Consider the following 20,986-nt stretch of genomic DNA (forward strand, 5'->3'; position numbering starts at 1 on the left):
ATAGAGGGTTGACGAACGCTACATATATGCGCATAATTATATACATGCCCAGTAGAAACGTGTACGTGTCAGAAGACGACGTGAGTCTATTCACCGAAGCCAGTGAGATCGCTGGCGGCCTGTCGGCGGCCGTCGCGGAGGCACTCCGCGACTACGTGAAGAAGCATCAGCGAGCGGCTGAGGGCTACGAGGAGATCGAGCTCGCGCTGCGCACTGACGGCGCCGACCACCGGGCGACCTTCATGGGACGGCGTCTGGTTCGCGTCAGGCAACCAGTTCCAGAAGGGACCCGCATCGACACCGTCTATCAGACGGCCAAGAACCAGCTGGCTGTCGCCACCAAGATTCAAAGGAAGCTACCCGACTGGACCGCAAGCCAGGAGAACATCTGGTCACACCCCGAGACCTGGGACCGCGACTTCTGGACCACTGGAGACAAGACGCTGGTCGTATACCCCGATACCGAGCACCTGCGTCAGGCACACGCTGTTTTGGCTGAACGCGTTGAATCAGCCCTCTCCATCCCCCCTCTCGAAGTTCTGGACATCTGACATGTGTTCGCCCATCGCAAACCGTGCATCCTCGGTGCCAGCACTCTCTATTGCGCAGCTCACGAAGAAGTACGTCGTTCATGGCAGGTATGAAATCCCGGCACTATGCGGGGTTTCCCTAGATCTCAACCCCGGTGAAATGATGGGCCTTTTTCGGACCCAATGGGGCTGGGAAGACTACTCTCGTCAGAATCGTTGCCGGTCTTCTCTCCGCTGACTCCGGTGACGTGGTGTGGGGATCATCTGAGGGGCGTTCCTGCTTGGGTTATGTATCCCAGAAGGGTGGACTCCAATACGGCCTCACATGCCGGGAAGAGATGACCTTCCATGCCCAATGTTTCGGGTAGTCGGCCCGGCAGGCACGCGCGAGCGTCGACGCCGTTGCGGCGATGCTGAACTGTGGCTATCTCATGGACTGGGATGTTGGCCGACTTTCCGGCGGCCAGAAGAGGGTCGTCGAGGTTGGTCTTGCACTGGTGGGGCATCCATCTGTGGTCTTACTCGACGAACCGACCCTGGGCCTCGACCCTGCGACCCGGCTGTCTCTGTGGCAGACGGTCCAGGCCGCTCGACACGAGACCCGAGCCGCTTTCCTAATCACGACCCACTACATCGACGAGGTGTCCGACCATCTATCCAATGTCAGTGTGTTGAACCACGGCTCGATAGTCGCCAGCGGTTCCCCTGCAGCAATTCGCGAGCAATACGCGTTGGGAGAGGTGGTCGTCACCGTTGGGGGAGGCATTACCGAGCGCGCCACCAATCTATTGACCGATCCTTTCCCTGACACTACGCAAGACGACGATCGGATCCGCATCCGGTCAAAGCACCCCAACCGCGACGCGGCCGTGGTCAGTGACATCCTTGCAACCAACGCCATCGAGATGACTTCAATCGGCATCCGTGATGCGTCCCTTGAAGAGGCATTCTTGGCGATCACGGCAACCCCCGGGAAGGAGCAGCTTTCATGAAAGCCTGTTTTTCACGCTACCTGACGTTGACGCTGAGGGCGCGACGTGACTTCACCTTGACCTTCGCGCAGCCTCTCGTCTATCTCGCCCTCTTCGGTCCCCTGTTCGTTTCCACGATGAGGACACAAGGAGTCACCCGGGCTGCCGCGTACTCCATGTACGTCACAGGCCTGTCGATCCAGATGGCGATGACCATCGGGGCATTCGTCGGACTCACGATCATCCTTGAATATCGCCTCGGGATCCTTGAACGCATTTGGAGCACTCCAGCCAAGGGAAGCACCATGATGGCTGGCAGGATTTCACGTGACGTGCTGGTGATATTGGCCCCGATACTGGTCATCTTCCTCATTAGCCTCGCCCTTGGGGCCAGACCCAGCGCATGGGGGCTGATGACCTACTTCGTAACGGTTCTGGGGACGGGTGCGACGTTCGCGGGAATCTCCTATGCCGTGGCACTCAAGACCAAGAGTGAAGGAGCGTTGTCCGCGATCTTCAACCTCATCCTGCTGCCGATCCTCCTGCTGTCCGGGATCATGCTGCCCATGTCGTTTGCACCGCACTGGATCGTCGTCACTGCACACATCAACCCACTCTGGTACCTGGTCCAGGGCGCCCGGGCACAGTTCAGCACCAGGGGAGTGGTGGCGCCAGCCGCGTTAAGCTGGATCATCGCACTATTGATGTCAGCTATCGCGTTCGCATGGGCGACCCGCGAGTTCAACTGGAGGCGTTGACATAGGTGTGCCGAGAACCCGAGGGTTCTCGGCACACCTAAGTCAGTTCGACGGGCTTTCTGCTCAGCGCACCGGAGCGATGACGGCGCAGGTCGAGCACGAGGAGGACGAGCCGGCGCTGCTGCAGGTCGAGCCGCCCGGGGCTAGCAGGTCGACGTTGGCGCTGGCACCGCCGAAGGCGGACGTGACGGCGAGCTGCGTGGTGCGGACGCGGTGCTCGAGGGAGGAAGTGGTGGTGAGCTTTATGGCAAACTCCTTGAAGTGGAAGGGAGGGCGAACCCACTTGAGATGTTAACATGCGGTCCGCTCGAATGGGAGCGTACGCATCGCCTTCGCGGATTCAAAATTCTCAGCTCGCCCAAAGCTCGGGCTACTGGGAAGGTCACTATGAGTCTCTGGCCGACGGCGGTACGGTTCGGATGTGGCGCTTGTCTCCTTACAACGGGATCAGCGATCGAAGCCATTGAGCGCGCCTCCACGCCAACGTGTTGACCGCCTGATCCTCGCCCGGTCGAGCTCTCGTACGGGTCTGCTGGAAGAACAGGTGACAGTGGTTATGCAACCTGAGTGGCTGCTGATTTTCATGATCATCTCGAGCTCGATGGAGATCAACCGTCCGAGTCTCTTCTGGCGTCGTCGGCGGTGGTAGGCGGGGTCAATCCAGGTCACGATTGCGATGCGGAGTTCGTCTAGCGGGCGTCCGTCCCGTTCAGCTCAGCGTGGAGCTAACATGGGCTATAAGCTGGCTAGTATGTGGACTCAGATGCGGGGCATTAATGAACTTGACGACTAGGGGACACGTACCTGAGACGTTTCTGTCCCCCAGATAAGCGGGCTGGCAGAGTCTCCCCGACTTGACGGATTCTGCACGCGCGACAAGGAATGCCGACACGGATCTGCCCGCCCGCGTTCCTACGGGCGGGCAGATCCGTGTCGGCAGGGGACTCACATCATGTCGTGCTCGGGCAAGACGATCGGCTCCTGGTCACAGGCCTTGGCGATCTCCTCGGAGACCCGGGAGCGCGGCACGATGACGTTGTAGACGTACTCGTCGAACCACGAGTCGTTCATCGTGAAGAACCCCTTCTTGCCGACCTCGTCACCCCAGGAGTTCTCAACCCGCCAGCGCACCGGGACACCGTCAACGAGGTCCACACCGACAACGGTCATGGCGTGGGTGCCACCAGACTCGCGCAAGCGCAACCGCTCGGCCTTGGACATTTCCATGTCGATGCCGTAAAGGGCCTCGTAGTCATGCAGCTTCGCATCCCAGATGCCCAGGTCCTTGTCGAACTGCTTCTTGACGTCGCAGGCGAACCAGACCGGCTCGCCTGCTGCGATGGAGTCGATGACCGCCTTCTTCATGACGTCCAGCTCTACCGACAGGTGCCAGTACGGGGTGCCACCTTCCATGTACGGGGTGTGCTCGTGGACGTAGGTGCGACCGACCGGGTGCTCCTCACGTGGGTCATGGGCGAGGCTGACCCACGGCTCGAAAGCCTGCGGCACGATCTCGTGGGCGAACTCCAGCGGGGTGTAGGTGCCCTTGCGGTGGAAGTTCTTGTCCTTGTCACGGTACTGCCAGGTGAAACTGGTGGGCGGGGTGCCGAGGTGGATCGCGAGGATCTTCCACACAGCGTCCAAGGCCTCGCCACGGGCGGCCTCCATCTGAGAGGCTCCCTCATTGGCGTCGGAATTGGTGGCTGCGTCGCGGATCTTTCCGATGGCTCGACGCAGCACCGTCGACAGGGCGCGGTTCATCTGCAAGGTGTTGCCAGCCGACTCGGTGTCGGGCATGACCCAGGAGGGCACCACACCGTACTTGGCGACAAGGTCGGTGAACTGCATCCACCATCCGCCGTCCTCGGCCGGGTAGTCCATGATGGCGCGCACCTCTTCCTCGTCAGCGTCACGCGATGCCGTGGCGATGGCGCGAGCAAGGGTGTGGTTGGCCTTCTCGAGCTTGTCGAAGAAGGCGATGTAATTCTGCGAGAACTCGAGGTCGTCGACCTTGAGCTCGTCGATGACCTTGGCACGCAGGACGTTGAGCCCCGCGAATTCCCAGCACCGTCCGGAGTGCTTCTGGTCGGTCACCTTCCAGGAATCCAAGCGCTCGGAGGTCGTCTCGTCGATGCCGTTGACCACGGTGCGATCCAGACTGACGGTGTCGGCTCCGGTGCCGGTCACCGCATTCTGAACCAGCCGCCCGGTGACGTCGTTGGCGAAGGACTCGGCGCGAAATGCGCTGAAACTGGCATCGAGAACGAAGGGTTCACTCATTCCTCATCCATTCCTGTCGAATACTGATGCCTCACAGGATGACACAGCGAGGCCCATTGCGAGCCGATTGTGACCAGCAGTTCTCCAGCGGCGTCGCGTCCGCACCCCCGATGCCACCTCAGACGAGCACCTTCGCGATGGGCAGCCCGGAATCAGCGGAGATGTCCATCGACGACGGCGGCAGGCCAGCCTTGACGACCTGCACACCGAGAGCAGCGATCATCGCCCCATTGTCGGTGCACAGCCCCGGACGCGGGCGTCGCAGCTCGACTCCAGCAGCCTCCATCCGCTCGGCGAGCAGGGTGCGCAGCCGCGAGTTGGCCGCCACTCCCCCACCGATGAGGAAGTGCTTGAGGTCGTACTCCTGGCACATGTCGACGGCCTTGGCGGTCAGCACATCGGCAACAGCCTCCTGGAAGCTGGCGGCGACGTCGGCCACCCGGAACTCGACGTCGTCACGCTGCTGGGTCTCGACCCACCGACTCACCGCCGTCTTGAGACCGGAGAAGGAGTAGTCGAAGCGGTGCTTGACCATGTCGTGACGGGCCGTCAGCCCACGCGGGAAGCGGATGGCGTTGGGGTCGCCCCCGGCGGCGGCCTTGTCAATGACGGGGCCTCCCGGGTAGGGCAGGCCGAGGACGCGGGCAACCTTGTCGTAAGCCTCGCCAGCGGCGTCGTCAATCGTCGAACCCACCTCGACGACGTCGGTCGCGATGCCATTGACCCGCAGCAGGCTGGTGTGGCCGCCCGAGACCAGCAGAGCGCCACAGGGCATCGGCAGGTCCCCGTGCTCGAGCAGGTCGACGGCGACGTGTCCGGCCAGGTGGTTGACGCCGTAGAGCGGCTTGTTGAGCCAGCTTGCCAGCGCCTTGGCAGCCGACAGGCCGACGACCAGAGCCCCGGCCAGACCTGGACCAGCTGTCACTGCGATGCCGTCGAGCTCGGACAGGTCCACCCCTGCGGTGGCCGTGGCCTTCTCCAGCACCGGGACGATCGCCTCCAGGTGGGCACGCGACGCCACCTCGGGGACGACCCCGCCGAAGCGCACGTGCTGCTCCATCGAGGATGCGACCTCGTTGGCGAGCAGGTCATTGCCACGGACGATGCCGACTCCGGTCTCGTCACAGGACGACTCGATGCCCAGGATGAGCGGTTCAGACATGGTTCTCCTCGGTTGTGGTCGCGGGCAGGTCGACGGACATGACGAGGGCGTCAACCCCGCCGCCGTAGTAGTTGGGTCGCTGGGAAATCGTCTCGAATCCGAAGCGTTGGTACAGGGAGATGGCCGGGTCGTTGTCGCGGCGCACCTCAAGCATCATGGTGTGGCATCCCCGGGAGCGTGCCCAGTCGATGCCACGGGAGAGCAGTCCGACGGCCAGTCCTTGCCCCCGTGCCGCGGGCGTGACCATGATCCGGTCCAAGTCGGCGACGTCGAAGCCGTGAAAGGTGGCGACGGCCGCGACCTCGTCCTCCCCGGCGACCAGCGTGAGGCGGTGGTCGGCCGGCGATATCTCCTCGGCCCAAGAGGTCCGGGACCACTGCCGGGACGTGTCGAAGCTGGCCTGCTCAACGGCCATGATGGCATCGAGATCGGCCGGGCTGGCGACTCTGGTCATCGCTTGATGCCGGGCAGGGTCAGGCGAGTCGGGGTCAGGGTGGCCTTGCGCGTCGTCGGGACGGTGGCGTCGGGGTCGCGCAGGTAGAGCGGCTCCAGACCGACGTCGGGCATGGTCTGCCAGGACGCGGCGAGCACCCCGGCGTCCAGACGCTCTGGGGATCCGGGGGCGGGCGTCAGACCGCGAACCGGGCATCCCGGACCGCCGACCGGAATACCCTCGGGCAGTTCCTCGGGCCGGGTGACGTTGGGGCCGTCGAGACGGTTGCCGGAGGCGTCGTAGCGACCCCAGTACAGCTCGTGACGACGGGCGTCGGTACACACCACGAACTCGCCGTCGACGCCGTCGTCAGCCCACTGACGGGCCAGGACGTCGAGGGAGCAGACCGGGTGCGGGGTGAGGTCGGCCAGGTGGGCGAGTACCCGCCCGGTGGCCACCCCGACGCGCAGTCCGGTATAGGGGCCAGGGCCGACGCCGATGGCCACGTCACCGATGTCGGTCAGGGCGATCTCGGCCTGCTCACACGCGGTGTGGATGAGGGGCATGAGCTGCTCGGCGTGGGCGCGAGGGTCGTCGTGGTGCAGGCTGACGAGCACCTCGGACCCGCACGCCAGACCGACGCTGACGGCCGTCGAGGTGTCGATTCCCAGAACGATCGTGTTCATCAGATGTTGTCTCCGGTCTCGTCAGGGGTGGTACCAAGGGGAAATTCGGACAGTGGCGACAGGTCGACATCCTGCCAGCGGGGGCCGAAACCTTCCAGGTAGACCACGCGGGTCTCGTCGGCGGGATCCCCGCTGCGACGAATGTCGATGTCGAGGTGAGAGCCGCCGAGGTCCTCGGCGATACCGGCTCCCCACTCGATCAAGGTGACGGCCCGGTCCATGGTCTCGTCGAGGTCCAGGTCGACCAGTTCTGCGGCTGACCCGAGACGGTAGGCGTCAACGTGGACGAGTCCCGGGCGCCCGTCAACTCCGGCGTGACGTCGGGCCAGCACGAAGGTTGGGGAAATGACCGGCCCCTCGACCCCCAGACCCAGACCGATCCCCTGGGCCAGGGTGGTTTTCCCGGCCCCTAGGTCTCCGGAGGCCAACACGATGTCACCGGCGCGAAGCTCGGTCGCCAGAGTGGAGCCGAAGGAGTGCATGGCCTCGGTGGTGGGGACGACGAGGCGGGTGGGCAGCACACGCACCCAGTCGTCACCGTCACGCTGATAGGCGGGGCTGGGAGCGGACTGCATGCAGGAGACGACGAGGATGCGCGACTCCAGGTCGGTGGCGATCTGCTCGGCTCCCTGGACGAGGGCCGCGGCGATGTCGTCGTCGGGAGCGGCCAGGACGAGATCAGCGACCTCGGCATGACCACCGTCGTCGACGAGATGGGCGAGGCCGGCGGTCGCGGCACCACGGCGTGCCGTAATTCCGATGCCCCGGGTCAACCAAGTGGACACGGTCGTCTCGTCAAGGTCGAGGGCGCGCGCCAAGTCAGCGGCTTCCTCGGGAGTTGCGACCGCGAGTTCCGGGGTCACGTCCTGCGGGCTCGTCTGTTCATCCACAAGGCATCAGGATAGTCCGCGAAACGCGCCGGGCTCTCGTCGTCCGGGTGCCGCTACCCAGGCGTGGCAGACGTGTTCGCCTTAACCCTTCTGCTGAGTCGGTGGTCGCGAGTAGCGTCAGGCCACCGGTTGTCGAGATTGTGAGGGTGATGACATGGCGACGCGGACTCGTCGGCGGTGGGAGTGGTTGGTGCTGATCGTCGTCGCATCGTTGGCTCTCATCGGCGTCTATCGCCGGGCCGCTCCTCACGAGGGATCGACGGCCTACGGACAGGCGGCCGAAGTTCTCGGACAGCTTCCCGTCAAAGGGCGCGCACCCATGACGGGGTACTCCCGCGAACAGTTCGGACAGGCATGGAGCGACAGCTCCGACCCCGTCCTGACGAGCCCGTGGGGGCACAACGGCTGCGGCACCCGGGATGACGCCCTGGCCCGCGACCTCGTCGGGGCGAAGCTGAAATCCGGCAGCCGGTGCCGCGTTGTGTCCGGGGAATTGCACGATCCCTACACCGGCCGGACGATCAGGTGGAAACGTGGGCGCGAAACATCGGCCGTCGTACAGATCGACCATGTCGTCGCGCTGGGAAACGCCTGGGTCACCGGGGCCCAACAGTTGCCGATGGACCGACGTCAGGCGCTCGCGAACGACCCCCTCAACCTGCTGGCCGTCGAGGGACGGGCCAACCAGCAGAAGGGAGCCGGGGATGCGGCGACGTGGCTACCGCCGAACAAGTCCTACCGCTGTGACTACGTGTCTCGTCAGATCGCGGTGAAGAAGAAGTATCACCTCTGGGTCACCTCGGCGGAACGCAACGCGATGGTTCGGGCACTGTCGACGTGCCCGAACCAGCCGTTGCCCGCGAGGTGACTCCGCCTCGATTCATTAGGCGTCGGATCACCAGGTGTCGTTGCCGGAGCGACCGTACCTGGTCTCGATGTCGCGACGACGTCCGTCATGTCCACGGGAGTTGTGACCGCGAGAATCGTGTCCACGATCATGGCCGCGACCACCGCGACGATCCCGGTCGTAACCGCGACCACCGCGGTTGCGTCCGCCCTTGCCACGGCCGGGCTTGCCGTCACGGGACTTCTTGCCGCGCTGCTGCTTGGGGGCGACGAGGGCCTCGTAGTCTTTCTCGTCGATCGGCGCGCCCAGGGCCGGGCCGCAACCGGCGACCTCGGCGACGTGGTCGTCACCCATCATGACCTGGGCCTCGACCGGCTTGACCCCGGCCTGACGGTACAGACGCGACATGCTGCGGCGCTGGTGCGGCAGGATGAGGGAGACGACGGCGCCGTCGTGCCCGGCGCGAGCAGTACGACCGGAACGGTGCAGGTAGTCCTTGGAGTTCATCGGCGGGTCAACCTGCAGCACCAGGGTGACGTCGTCGACGTCAATGCCTCGGGCCGCGACGTCAGTGGCGACCAGGACCGGCAGGGAGCCGTCCTTGAAGGCCGCCAGTACGCGGGCACGGGCACCCTGGGTCAGACCACCATGTAGGGCACCGGCCATGACGCCGGCCTCACGCATCTGCTCGGCCATCCGGGATGCGCCCCGCTGAGTGCGGGCGAAGACGATGGTGTGACCGTCGCGGTTGGTGATCTCGCACATGAGCCCAACCTTCTCGTGCGGTTTGATCTGGAAGGCGTGGTGGGTCATCGTCGAGACCGATCCCTTGTCGGGGTCGATCTCATGGGTGACCGGGTCGTGCATGTAGCGCTTGACCAGCTTGTTGACGGCACCGTCGAGGGTTGCCGAGAACAGCAGGCGCTGGCCCTCGGAGGGGACGGCGTCGAGGATCGACCCGACCGCCTCCATGAATCCCAGTTCGGCCATGTGATCGGCCTCGTCGAGGACCGTCACGGTGACGCCGGACAGGTCGGCGTCACCGGTCTCGAGCAGGTCGACGAGGCGTCCCGGAGTGGCGACGACGAGGTCAACACCCTTCTTGAAGGCCTTGGTCTGCGGGCCGTAGCTCATGCCACCGGCGATAAGGATGGTGGACAGACCCATTGACGAGGCCAGCGGCGACAGCACGTCGGCGATCTGCATGGCCAGTTCGCGGGTGGGCGAGAGGATGAGGGCGCGCGGACGCTTGTCCTCGCGCGGCTCGGTGGATAGACGCGACAGCAGCGGAACGCCGAAGGCCAGGGTCTTGCCCGAACCCGTCGACGCACGACCCAGCACGTCACGCCCGGCGATGGCGTCCGGGATGGCGGCAATCTGGATCCGGAAGGGCTCGGTGATGCCCGTGGCGGCCAGGGCGGCGACGATCTCGTCAGGAACACCGAGGGCCGAGAATCCACCCTCGTGATCAATACCGGAGACGTCCAGATCGGTCAGCTCAGTGGCCTTCCAATTCATGTTGTCGGCGTCGTCGTGATCGGCGTGCCAGTCGCTGCGGTCCTCGCGACGACGATCGTCACGGCGATCAGACCAGCGGTCGTCGCGGCGACGGTCCTCGCGGAAGTCGCGGTTCTTCTGGAAGTCCCGACGGTCGCGGTCGCCGCGGTAACCGCGGTCATCACGGTTTCCGTGATCCCGACGGTCGTCACGGCGATCATCGCGCCAGTCGTTGCGACGCTGACCACGACGGTCATCACGCCAGTCGTCACGATCCCACCTCGAGCCGCGACGATCGTCATGCCTCCAGTCACGGTTGGCACGGTTGTTGGGACGACGCGACTTGCGGGGGCGGAACTCGCCGTCATCGGACCAGCGATGGTCGTCACGGCGTTCATCGCGACGATCCCAGCGGTCGCCCCGGCGTCGGTCGCCGTCACGGCGGTCATGGCGGCGGTCGTCACGACGATTGGACCACTCACCGCGGCCGCGTCGATCCTGGGAGTAGCGACGATCTTTGCCAGCCCCATCCTCACCGCGACGAGAGTCCTCACGGGGAGTCCATGCCTCGAAGTTGCGACCGTGCGAATCGGTGTGACCGTTGCGGACCCCTCCCCTGGTGCGGGGCTTGTGACCGCGAGCGGCGCGCTCAGCGGCCGTCCAGCGACGCTTCGGGGTGCCGTCGGCCTTGAAAGACTTGGGGTTGCGTTTCTTGTTGCTCAATGGGGTCATCCCTCACGATGGACGGACTCCTCGGGCGCTGGCGGACCACGTCACCGCGCATGAGGGCGCGGCGTCACTGCACGGGTCGCGGAATCTGGCCACGACGCACCGGACCCAGCGGGTCTCGGTGACATGGAATCCTGGGTTGATTGTCTGTCTCGATGGCCGGGCGAATAGCTGCTGTGCAGGTGAATGCAGTGAATCAATCCCGGAGCCGGGGGCTCCGCCATGCCCCGAGGGCACATCGAGCAACTGAAACGCATCATGGGCCCGAGCAAGTCAGGCCGTTGCCAACGCCATCATCCTACCCAAAACGGTCGTATCGACGAAATCAACCACATTCCTCGAGGAACGTCAGTCGCTGATGGTCGTGTTCCACGAGTAGAGACGGTGGATCGTGGAACCGAGGGCGGAACCAACCATGACCGACCCCGCGAGCGCGCCCAGAACACCGCAAAACGGAAGGCGCTCCACCCTGCACGCCTTTCCCCGTGAGCCGCAGGTGATCCCAATTGACGCGGCCACGCGGTGAGTCGCCACGACTCCCTGAAACACATGTCATTCCTCGCCTTCACGAAGCCCCAGGCGACGGCGATCTCGTCACCCCAAGTTCACCACCTCGACACCGCGACCCCGCCAAGGTGTCGCGTGTCCCGGTTACCATGAAGTTGTGCGTGTTGCGATCATCACGGAGTCATTCCTTCCCCAGGTCAATGGAGTGACGAACTCGGTCTTACGAGTGCTGGAGCACCTGCGCGACAACGGCCACGAGGCCCTCGTGCTCGCTCCCGGTGATGCTCAGACTCCCCGCGAGTACGCCGGATTTCCCGTCATCCCGTTGGCCTCCCTGCACTGGCCGGGCTACCAGGACGTCCGCGTCTCCACCAGCCCCCAGTGGACCATGGAACGCTACCTCGCCGAGTTCGAGCCTGATGTCGTTCACCTGGCCGGACCCTTCATGATCGGGTACAAGGGCGCACTGGCAGCCGCATCCCTCGGCGTCCCCGTGGTGGCGATCTACCAGACTGACATCCCCTCCTACGCCGGCCGCTACGGTCTCGGCAAGCTGGAGTTCTACGGCTGGTACCGCGTCCGTCAGATCCACTCCTTGGCAGTCGCAACCTACGCCCCGTCCACTTTCTCCCGCGATCAGCTCGTCAGCCATGGGGTGCCGCGGGTCGGCATCTGGGGTCGCGGCGTCGACAAGGTTCGCTTCAACCCGTCGAAGTACTCCCAGGAACTTCATGACAAGTGGGCTCCCAATGGTGAGGTCGTGGTCGGATACATGGGACGGCTTGCCGCCGAGAAGCGCGTCGCCGACATGGCGAACCTCGCGGACATCCCCAACACCAAGCTCGTCATCGTAGGGAATGGCCCGGCTCGATCCGAGTTGGAGAAGCAGCTTCCCAATGCCGTCTTCACCGGCGGTCTGGGCGGAGAGGAACTCCCCCGCGCGGTCGCCAGTATGGACGTCTTCTGCTCCACCGGAGAGCTCGAGACCTTCTGCCAGGCTGTCCAAGAGGCCAAGGCCTGTGGCGTGCCGGTCATCAGCCCCCGCAAGGGCGGGCCGATCGACCTCATTGACCCGTCCCGCACTGGATGGCTCTACGAGCCCGGAGACATGGCAGATTTCCGCTCTCGAGTCATCGACCTCGTTGGTGACGATTACAAGCGTCGCGCCATGGGCGTAGCCGCCCGAGCCTCGATCGAGAACCGCACCTGGGAGAACCTGTGCAGCGAGCTCGTCGTGCATTATGAGGACGCGATCCGACTGGCCGGACGCTCGACGAGGATTCGCGCCGCCCTCTGAGAGGATCTTGCCCGAGGAGTCCAGCACCCTGGAGCTCCTCGCGAGCCAGTGCGCGCAGTGTGCTTGGTCAGCGGCCCAGGACCGTCGTCACGATCCCGGGCAGCAACTCGGCAATCTGGTCGGGGGCGTACGGACCAGGCATGGAAATCGCCGTGGCAGCCTGCATCCCTGCAGCGCACACCGCCGCGTCAGCAGCATCTAGCCCCGCAGCCATGAGAGTGCCGCACATACCAGCCAGCACGTCGCCAGAACCCGCCTGAGCCGTCCATGCAGGGCCCGGCAGAGCAGCGCGGACGGTGCCGTCGGGGCGCGCCACCCACTGGATCGAGCCCTTTACCAAAACCGTCGCCCTGAAGCGTTGGGCCGCACGGACGGCTGCCGCCCGCGGGTCGGCTTCCACCTGACTCCGCTCAATCTGCAGCATCCGGGCAAGCTCACCGGCATGCGGGGTGAGCAGACATCCCTCTGGCAATTCAGCAGGCAGCAGACCCAGGGCGTCGGCGTCAATGACCATGGGGACACCGTCAGCAGCTCGCCGGATGAACCGATCGGCGTTGCCGTCATGGGTGCCCCAGCCGGAGCCCAGAACCCATGCCTGGACGCGCCCTTCCCCAATGACGACCGAGGGGGCTCGGCTGAGGATGAAGGCCATAATGGCGGTTGGCCCGGCAAATCGCACCATCCCTGGTCCACTGCGCAGCGCTCCCAGGACACCCAACACCGCTGCACCGGGGAACCTCTCAGATCCGGTGTCGACACCGACAACTCCGCGGGAGTACTTGTCGTCGCGGACACCTGGTACCGGCCAGAGCGCGGCGATCTCGGCCAGATCGCAGTAATCGTCGACACCGTCGAGCGCATTTCCCTCGTCATCGACGAGGTCCAGGCCGATGTCATGGACCTCCAACTGTCCGCAGAACTTCGCGGCCGGATGCGTGATGTGGCACCACTTGAGACTCGAGAAGGTCACGGTGTGGGTGGCGTGGACGCAGGACTCCACCTCACCGGAATTGGCGTCCAGTCCTGATGGAAGGTCAACCGAGAGCACCGGGATCTGATGATCCCGCAGCCAACCGTCAATCCGCTCGAGGGACTGCGGGATGCCGGGGCGTCCACCAATACCAAGGACGGCGTCGATGGCGAGGTCATAGGAATGACTGGTGACCTCCCCCAGCGGTGTGCGAATACAGCCGGCTTCCAACGCCGCCGCAATGCCAGCCTCGTGAGGCTGACCCATGACCTGGGCCACCTCGACCCGCCAACCACGCTGAGCCAGTGCAGCGGCTGCGAAGAGGCCGTCACCGCCGTTGTTTCCGCCGCCGACGAGTACGAGGACGCACTGTGTGGCTGCCCAGTCCGGCACCACGTCCCCGATGGCCCCGCCGAGGAGCAATTCCTGGGCCTTGCGGGCGACAGCATGGGCGGCGACGTCCATGAGGTCCTGGCCAGGCCGGGCGTCGAACCACCTCTGCTCAGCGGCTCGGGTGGCCTCAGCGGTGCAGACAATTGCCATGACGGTCCCTCCAGCCCCGATTGGGGTTCTCGCTACAGACTGACTTTCATTCAACCACGGCGGGAGAGCTGGGTCGGGAAGATGCGGTCCGGACGTGGCACGTTGCGGTGAAGGCATGCCTGAGATACTGTCTACGAGACTTACTTTCTAGAGAAACAAAGTCGTTCGCTCGATGACAGGAGGTCGCCATGAAGGGCACCAACATTCACTTGCACACCGCCGGAGTTTCACTCGTCATATCCGTGGTCGACGACCGTCAGGCATCAATCACTTACTGGGGCCGTGATCTCGGCCACCTCGATGCGCACCTCGCCGAGGACCTGCGATCCTCGTGCATTCAGACCCAGGTCGGTAATTCCATTGACGAACCCGTACACGTCGCACTACTGCCCCAGTCCGGGGACGGCTGGCTCGGCAGGCCCGGAATCGAGGGGCATCGCGAGTCCCGCAGTGGTTTCTCTCCCCAACTCCACACCACGGCCGTCCGCCTCGACAGTCGGGAGGTCGAGGAGTTCGCTGAGGCAAGCACTGGCACCCTGGAGGTGGACTCGGTCGACCCTGATGCAGGTATCGCTCTCACCTCAACCGTGACGATGTTGCCGTCCGGCCTTGTCACCGTGAGTTCTCGCCTCACCAACACAGGATCCGACGACTACCACCTGGACTCGCTCCAGCACTGCGCTCCGGTTCCCTTTGAAGCCAGCGAGATTCTTGACTTCACTGGACGTTGGGGACTTGAACACACTCCGCAACGCACCCCAGTCAGCTACGGAACTCACTGCCGAGAGGTGCGCCGCGGCGTCACGGGCCCCGATACCGCATGGGTCATGCACGTCGGTACCCCTGGATTCGGGTTCCGTCATGGTGAAATCTGGGCGACTCACCTCGCCTGGTCGGGAAATAACCGCTACTACGTCGAAAAGCTCGTCCAAGGATTCCAGGTGATGGCTGCTGGGGAGATCCTGCTACCCGGCGAGGTCGTCCTGCACCCCAGGGAGAGCTACACCTCACCCGACCTCTACCTCAACCATGCCATCGGCCTCGACGGGGTCGCCGCACGCTTCCACGATCATGTCCGTCACAACCTGCACCCGTTGGCCCCTGATCGTCCGGTCTCCTTGAACGTCTGGGAAGCCGTCTACTTCGACCAGAATCTCGACAAGCTCATCACCCTTGCCGACCGCGCTGCCGCCGTCGGCGTCGAGCGATACGTCGTTGACGACGGGTGGTTCGGTTCCCGCCGAGACGACCGCTCCGGACTGGGAGACTGGACTGTCTCACCTGACGTGTGGCCTAACGGTCTCCACCCGTTGGTCAACCACGTGAAATCCCTCGGCATGCAGTTCGGACTGTGGTTTGAACCCGAGATGGTCAACGAGGACTCCGACCTGGCTCGCAATCATCCGGACTGGCTCATGGCCCCCGGGGAGCGTCTCCCCCGCCAATGGCGTCACCAGCAAGTGCTCAACCTCACCATCCCACAGGCGTGGCAGTACATCCATGACAGTGTCGCGGCGATCATTGAGGAGTACGGGCTCGACTACATCAAGTGGGACCACAACCGAAACCTTCTCGAGTCGGGCACCCGCGCGACCGGTGTACCCGCCGTGCACGAACAGACACTGGCGACTTACCGACTCATCGAGACTTTGTTGGCCGAACACCCCGGCCTGGAGATCGAATCATGCTCGTCAGGTGGTTCTCGCGTCGACCTCGAACTGATGCGCCGCTGCTCTCGAATCTGGGTGTCCGACTGCATTGATCCGTTGGAGCGTCAGACGATGCTGCGCTGGGCCAAGCAGCTCCTCCCTCCGGAGTTCCTGGGAAGTCACATCGCGTCAGCCACCTCCCACAGCTCCGGTCGTACCCATGACCTGTCCTTCCGTGCGGCGACCGCCATCTTTGGACACCTTGGCATCGAGTGGGACATCACTTCCATCGATGACGACGAGCTGGCTGAGCTCAAGGAATGGATCGACTTCTACAAGGAGAACCGTCAGTTCCTCAACACCGGGACGGTCGTCCGGGCTGACCGCGCGGACGAGTCCCTGTGGCTGCACGGAGTCGTCTCTCAAGATCGTCACCACGCTCTGTTCAGCCTGGTTGCCAGGTACCGCTCGCCCATGTCCCCACGCGGCAACATCCGCTTCCCAGGACTCGACCCCGAGATGACGTATCACGTCAGACCGGTTCAGGTGGGCCATCCGGTCGAGGGAATGGTCGATGCGTCATGGTTCGACGGGGTCGACCTCACCGGCGCTGCATTGGAGGTTGCCGGCATCCAGGCTCCGGGACTCAATTCCGAGCATGCACTGCTTATCGAGATCTCCGGCATGTCGAAGAACTGACGACAACAGATCACAGAAGGAAGATCACATGTCAACCCATGCCTCAACGATGAGGCGGCCACGTCCAGCACACCGCTCAGACTTGAGCCTGGCCCTGCGGTTCATCGCTCCAGCCAGCATTGGCCTGATCGTGTTCCTCATCTGGCCTCTCATCACTGGTATCTACTACAGCTTCACGAGCTATGACGTCCTCACCCCGCCTCGATGGACGGGCCTGGACAACTACCGGGCCCTCATCGCAGACGACAGGTTCTGGAATTCCCTGAAAGTGACCGTCGAGTACGTCGCCATCAACATCGGTGTCCAGACGATCCTCGCCGTCCTCATCGCCGCTCTCATGCACAGATTGACGAAGTCGACAGTGGTCCGGTCACTCATCCTCAGCCCGTACCTTGTGTCAAACGTCGTCACGGCGCTGACCTTCTTGTGGATGCTCGACATCCAGTTCGGCATCGTGAACCAGCTCATCGTCAAACTGGGCGGGGAGGCCATCGGTTTCTGGAGTGATCCAAAGTGGGTCATCCCGACGATCGCGTTGGTCAATGTCTGGCGAAACATGGGTTACACAGCATTGCTGATCTTCGCAGGCTTACAGGGAATCCCCGAGAACCTCTACGAGGCCGGACGAACGGACGGCGCCTCCGAGGTGTCGATGTTCTTCCGCATCACCATGCCTCTACTGCGGCCCATCCTCGCCCTGGTCCTGATCATGACGATCATTGGATCGTTCCAGGTGTTCGACACCGTCGCGGTTTCCACGACCGGCGGACCGGCCGACGCATCGAACGTGCTGCAGATGTACATCTATCAGAAGGCCTTCGGCGAGTACGACTTCGGTTATGCCTCGGCCCTGTCCGTGGCCCTGTTGATCATTCTCGTCATCATCACCGCAATCCAGTACAAGCTGACCCGCGCTGGCCAGACGGACCTGAACTGAGGGAACAATGTCATCACTTACGATTGCATCACCCAAGACCACTCAGGCCGCATCCTCGGAGCCACGCAAGAAGCGGCTGACCGTCGGACGGATCATCGGTTGGGCATTCATGCTCATCATCCTGTTCATCACACTCTTCCCGTTTTACTGGATTCTCCGAACGGCGCTGTCCAGCAATTCCATGCTCGCCACCAACCCTGATTCCCTACTCCCGGTGGGAACGAATCTCGGTGGCTTCGGGCGTGTCTTCGGCAAACAAGATGTCGCCACCGCCGTGGCACAGGGCGGTTCAGGAGCGTCGATGAATTTCTGGCGCTACCTCCTCAACTCGGTGGTCGTAGCAACAATGATCACCGTCGTGCAGACATTGAGTTGCGCCATGGCCGCATATGCTTTCGCGCGTCTGAAGTGGCGCGGCAGGGACACCATCTTTGCCATCTTCCTAGGAGCGATGATGATCCCATCGATCTTCACCCTGCTGCCCAACTTCGTCCTCATGAAGCATCTGCACCTCATCGACACCTTGCTGGGAATCATGCTTCCGACCCTGTTGATCTCCCCATTCGCAGTGTTCTTCCTCCGGCAGTTCTTCATGAACATTTCCCGCGAGGTCGAGGAAGCCGCCCTCATTGACGGCGCGTCAAAGACGCGGGTGTTCTGGCAGCTCGTCCTTCCCATGTCGTCGGCCCCCATCGCCACACTCGCGCTCCTGACCTACATCACGGCGTGGAACGAGTACTTCTGGTCGCTGATGATCTCCTACACCGACAAGTCACGCGTCCTCACCGTCGCCCTCGGAGTGTTCAGGGCTCAGTCCCCGCAGTCTGGCACCGACTGGTCAGGGCTCATGTCCGCCACTCTCGTGTCTGCCCTCCCGATGCTCATCCTGTTCGCATGCTTTGCCAAGCGCATCGTGAACTCCATCGGCTTCAACGGAATCAAGTGAGTCATCAATCATGAAGGAAAAGAAGAGAAACTCCCGCAAAATCCGGTCCCGAATCATGTCACTTGCCCTCGTCGCCGCAATGGCTGCTGCGAGTGCGGGATGCAGCCAAACAACATCCAACAGGACCCAGATCGACTACTGGTTGTGGGACGCAAATCAGCTTCCCTCTTATGCGAAGTGCATCAACGGGTTTGAAGCAGAGAATCCTGACATTTCGGTTCGAATCACTCAGATCGGATGGGGCGATTATTGGACCAAGCTCACCGCCAGCTTCGTCGCCGGGACAGCCCCCGACGTCTTCACGGACCATGTCGGCCGTTATCCGCAGTTCATGCGACGAAACGTCCTGCAACCGCTGGACGAGGTGGACAGCGTTGGAAAGGTCAAGCCCTCTGACTTCATGCCCGGTCTGACATCCCTGTGGACCGGGGACGACGGACACCTCTACGGGATGCCGAAGGATTACGACACCATCGCCCTGATGTACGACCAGAAGAAGCTCGAAGACGCCGGAGTGACCACGAAGGAACTGGAAACTGCGACCTGGAACCCAGATGACGGGGGCAGCCTCGAGAAGATCTTGGCCAGACTCACCATCGATGACAAGGGACGTCGGGGCGATGACCCGACGTTCGACCCGGCGCATGTGAAGCAGTACGCGCTTGGTACTGACCCGTATTTCGACTATGCCGGCCAGACAAACTGGTCCCCCTTTGCCCTGTCGACCGGTTGGCGTCATACGGACAAGCCCACGTGGGGCACTCGATTCCAATACGACGATCCCCGGTTCATCAAGTCCATCGGTTGGTACACCGGCCTCTCTCGTAAGGGGTACATGCCCAAGATGGGTCAGTTCGGCAAGAGCGTGACCAGTGATCAACAGCTCGGGTCCGGAAAGGTCGCCATGAGTCTCACCGGCTCGTGGATGCTTCAGACCTATGCTCATCTCAAGGGGATCAAACTCGGCATTGCTCCCCTTCCGAGCGGACCATCTGGCCATCCGGTTTCGTTGTACAACGGTCTCGGCGACTCGATATCGCGGAGTTCTAAGCACAAGACCGAGGCAGGAAAACTCGTGTCTTATCTCGGCTCTGACGCATGCCAAGTCGTCATGGGACAGGATGCCGTCGTGTTCCCGGCTCGGCCACGAGGGACCGAAGCGGCAATCGAGGCCTTTGACGAGGAAGGCCTCGACGTGACGCCATTCACCGATCGGGTGAAACGTCGTGAAACTGCGCTGTATCCGATCGTCGACAACGCGGCCACTGTCGACTCCATCCTGCAGCCCTCATTGGATTCGGTGTGGATGGGAACGGAAAAACCATCTGTCTTCATCAAACAGAATGAGCGCGTGAACAAGGCCATCCGATAACTGATTGACCCGATCATGGACTGGGTTCGGGCGCCAGCAGGAGCGCCAAGGCGGTCATCGCAGCAGCCCGACCCCAGTCCTCGAAATTCCAATCAGCAAAATGCACGGGCGGCAGGTGGGCGCATCCTCCGGTGATGCGTCCCACCTCCCGCTCGAGTTCGTCAAGGCCGGTCTCCACAATTGGACCGAGCTCTCCTCCGACCAGCAAGGCTTGCGGATCCGTGAATGCCTGAAGATTCGCGATGATCGGTGCCAAACCGACTGCCATGTATCGTCCCAGTTCAGCCACCGCATCCGCGTCGGTCTCGGCCAACACCGCCAATTGATCGATGTCGGTGGGGAGACCGAGCTCCGCTGCCCGCGCTGTGACCGGGCCGGTTGTCAGTACTCGAGATGCCGGAACAAACTGCTCGCATTCGCGCGAATAGGTGATGACGTGCTGCCGCAGACCAGCTTCACCGTCACTTCCACGCACCTGAACACCCTCATCGACGATGCACACGGCGACGCCCATCCCCACCGTGATGACGTTGAATGAGGAGGTCCGGCGCCCAAGTCCTACTCGCTGTTCCATCGCGACAAGACACCGAACGTCGTTCTCGAGGTACACAGGGGCCCCCAGGCGTTCGGCAAGCCCGTCAAGAATCCTTCCGGGCTCCGCCTCGACCAAGTCATTGAACAAGAGGGTGGCGTGGTCAGTATCGACGATTCCTCCGATCGAGACTCCTATCCCGATGACGATGCTCTCCTCCACGAGCCGACCAGCCGCGTCGAACAATCCGGCGAGGATCTGGTCACGTGTGGTTCCCCCGGTCTCAATCATCTCTGATCGCTCGACATCACCCGCCAGGTTCGTCCGACACCCAACTATTGCGGTTGGGAGGATCTTCATCCCCAAGAGACTCAGACGGCTGCTGTTGGGATTGATGATCTCTCCCGGACGTCCCATCCCGGACTGGGCCCTAGTCGTAGTCAACTCCCCGGTCTCCACCAGTCCGCAATCGAGCAGAACGTTGACGGCCTTCGTGACTGATCCGTTCGGAACCCCGATCATCCGACTCAGTTGGGCCCGAGTGCACGGCCCGTGGCGAAGCAAGCCATCGAGCACCTTGCGCGGAATGACACTCCTCGCACCGAACCCCCTGTCCCAGGGTGCAGCCTTTCGCGGGTCGACAAACACCCATGCTCCTTACCACTCATCAGCTCTGTGACGTGTTGTCACCGAGTATGGTCCCAAGTCCTTGGTCTCAGCACCCAGAATCGCGCTGTGGCCTGTGCGCACG

Annotated in this window: 17 protein-coding genes and 1 pseudogene; 9 read left to right on the forward strand and 9 right to left on the reverse strand. The window is 63.1% G+C overall.

The window, feature by feature from the left end; all coding sequences use genetic code 11:
• The first annotated feature begins 26 nt into the window (after positions 1-26).
• The 3 genes and pseudogenes from ACP8LP_RS09005 (at position 27) to ACP8LP_RS09015 (ending at position 2,259) form a co-directional block, all read left to right on the forward strand.
• Positions 27-551 (forward strand): EXLDI protein, encoded by a 525-nt coding sequence (locus ACP8LP_RS09005; RefSeq protein WP_036975464.1) that lies wholly within the window; start codon positions 27-29, stop codon positions 549-551.
• Between the two features lie 34 nt (positions 552-585).
• Positions 586-1,522 (forward strand): annotated as a pseudogene (locus tag ACP8LP_RS09010) (ABC transporter ATP-binding protein).
• A complete protein-coding gene (locus ACP8LP_RS09015) occupies positions 1,519-2,259 on the forward strand; it encodes an ABC transporter permease (protein WP_334353273.1) in 741 nt (246 codons plus the stop codon). The pseudogene ACP8LP_RS09010 and the gene ACP8LP_RS09015 overlap by 4 nt, the downstream one beginning before the upstream one ends.
• A gap of 63 nt (positions 2,260-2,322) precedes the next feature.
• Here ACP8LP_RS09015 and ACP8LP_RS09020 read toward each other — a convergent pair whose 3' ends face one another.
• The 6 genes from ACP8LP_RS09020 to tsaE all read right to left on the reverse strand — a co-directional run bounded on the left by ACP8LP_RS09020 (position 2,323) and on the right by tsaE (position 7,710).
• Positions 2,323-2,505 carry a hypothetical protein gene (locus ACP8LP_RS09020; RefSeq protein WP_081302671.1) on the reverse strand — a complete coding sequence of 61 codons (183 nt, stop codon included), beginning with the start codon at positions 2,503-2,505 and terminating at the stop codon, positions 2,323-2,325.
• A gap of 699 nt (positions 2,506-3,204) precedes the next feature.
• Positions 3,205-4,539 (reverse strand): C1 family peptidase, encoded by a 1,335-nt coding sequence (locus tag ACP8LP_RS09025; RefSeq protein WP_065673598.1) that lies wholly within the window; start codon positions 4,537-4,539, stop codon positions 3,205-3,207.
• Positions 4,540-4,657: 118 nt separating this feature from the next.
• The gene (gene tsaD, locus ACP8LP_RS09030; protein WP_334353272.1) at positions 4,658-5,701 is read right to left on the reverse strand and encodes a tRNA (adenosine(37)-N6)-threonylcarbamoyltransferase complex transferase subunit TsaD; all 1,044 of its coding nucleotides are present in this window, start codon (positions 5,699-5,701) and stop codon (positions 4,658-4,660) included.
• Positions 5,694-6,155, reverse strand: coding sequence for a ribosomal protein S18-alanine N-acetyltransferase (rimI, locus tag ACP8LP_RS09035; RefSeq protein ID WP_334353271.1), 462 nt, complete (start codon positions 6,153-6,155; stop codon positions 5,694-5,696). Before rimI ends, tsaD begins: the two co-directional genes overlap by 8 nt.
• The gene (gene tsaB / locus ACP8LP_RS09040) at positions 6,152-6,820 is read right to left on the reverse strand and encodes a tRNA (adenosine(37)-N6)-threonylcarbamoyltransferase complex dimerization subunit type 1 TsaB (RefSeq protein WP_334353270.1); all 669 of its coding nucleotides are present in this window, start codon (positions 6,818-6,820) and stop codon (positions 6,152-6,154) included. The genes rimI and tsaB overlap by 4 nt, the downstream gene beginning before the upstream one ends.
• Complete coding sequence (gene tsaE / locus ACP8LP_RS09045; protein ID WP_334338538.1) at positions 6,820-7,710, reverse strand: tRNA (adenosine(37)-N6)-threonylcarbamoyltransferase complex ATPase subunit type 1 TsaE; 891 nt, start codon at positions 7,708-7,710, stop codon at positions 6,820-6,822. The genes tsaB and tsaE overlap by 1 nt, the downstream gene beginning before the upstream one ends.
• 187 nt (positions 7,711-7,897) lie before the next feature.
• On the opposite strand from tsaE, the gene ACP8LP_RS09050 reads away from it, so the two are divergent.
• Positions 7,898-8,578 (forward strand): HNH endonuclease family protein, encoded by a 681-nt coding sequence (locus ACP8LP_RS09050; RefSeq protein WP_171023533.1) that lies wholly within the window; start codon positions 7,898-7,900, stop codon positions 8,576-8,578.
• 27 nt (positions 8,579-8,605) lie between these two features.
• Here ACP8LP_RS09050 and ACP8LP_RS09055 read toward each other — a convergent pair whose 3' ends face one another.
• A complete protein-coding gene (locus ACP8LP_RS09055) occupies positions 8,606-10,075 on the reverse strand; it encodes a DEAD/DEAH box helicase (protein WP_138237669.1) in 1,470 nt (489 codons plus the stop codon).
• A 1,372-nt stretch (positions 10,076-11,447) separates the two neighbouring features.
• On the opposite strand from ACP8LP_RS09055, the gene ACP8LP_RS09060 reads away from it, so the two are divergent.
• Positions 11,448-12,587 carry a glycosyltransferase family 4 protein gene (locus ACP8LP_RS09060; RefSeq protein WP_334353269.1) on the forward strand — a complete coding sequence of 380 codons (1,140 nt, stop codon included), beginning with the start codon at positions 11,448-11,450 and terminating at the stop codon, positions 12,585-12,587.
• 67 nt (positions 12,588-12,654) lie between these two features.
• Here the strand turns inward: ACP8LP_RS09060 and ACP8LP_RS09065 are convergent, their stop codons facing one another.
• On the reverse strand, positions 12,655-14,100 hold the full coding sequence (locus tag ACP8LP_RS09065; protein ID WP_016666041.1) for an NAD(P)H-hydrate epimerase: 1,446 nt from the start codon (positions 14,098-14,100) through the stop codon (positions 12,655-12,657).
• 188 nt (positions 14,101-14,288) lie between these two features.
• Between ACP8LP_RS09065 and ACP8LP_RS09070 the strand changes: the two genes are divergently transcribed.
• The 4 genes from ACP8LP_RS09070 to ACP8LP_RS09085 are packed head-to-tail and all read left to right on the forward strand — an operon-like array spanning position 14,289 to position 19,703.
• The gene (locus ACP8LP_RS09070; RefSeq protein WP_284950266.1) at positions 14,289-16,448 is read left to right on the forward strand and encodes an alpha-galactosidase; all 2,160 of its coding nucleotides are present in this window, start codon (positions 14,289-14,291) and stop codon (positions 16,446-16,448) included.
• Positions 16,449-16,476: 28 nt separating this feature from the next.
• Positions 16,477-17,385, forward strand: a complete 909-nt coding sequence (locus ACP8LP_RS09075; protein ID WP_016666043.1) for a carbohydrate ABC transporter permease — start codon at positions 16,477-16,479, stop codon at positions 17,383-17,385.
• A 7-nt stretch (positions 17,386-17,392) separates the two neighbouring features.
• Positions 17,393-18,331 (forward strand): carbohydrate ABC transporter permease, encoded by a 939-nt coding sequence (locus tag ACP8LP_RS09080; protein WP_069102540.1) that lies wholly within the window; start codon positions 17,393-17,395, stop codon positions 18,329-18,331.
• 55 nt (positions 18,332-18,386) lie between these two features.
• Positions 18,387-19,703, forward strand: coding sequence for an ABC transporter substrate-binding protein (locus ACP8LP_RS09085; RefSeq protein WP_334353268.1), 1,317 nt, complete (start codon positions 18,387-18,389; stop codon positions 19,701-19,703).
• 13 nt (positions 19,704-19,716) lie between these two features.
• On the opposite strand, the gene ACP8LP_RS09090 is transcribed toward ACP8LP_RS09085, so the two are convergent.
• Positions 19,717-20,883: an ROK family protein gene (locus tag ACP8LP_RS09090; RefSeq protein ID WP_016666046.1), complete on the reverse strand. Its 1,167-nt coding sequence runs from the start codon at positions 20,881-20,883 to the stop codon at positions 19,717-19,719.
• Between the last annotated feature and the right edge of the window lie 103 nt (positions 20,884-20,986).

The organism is Cutibacterium sp. LaCa_89, from assembly GCF_058177555.1.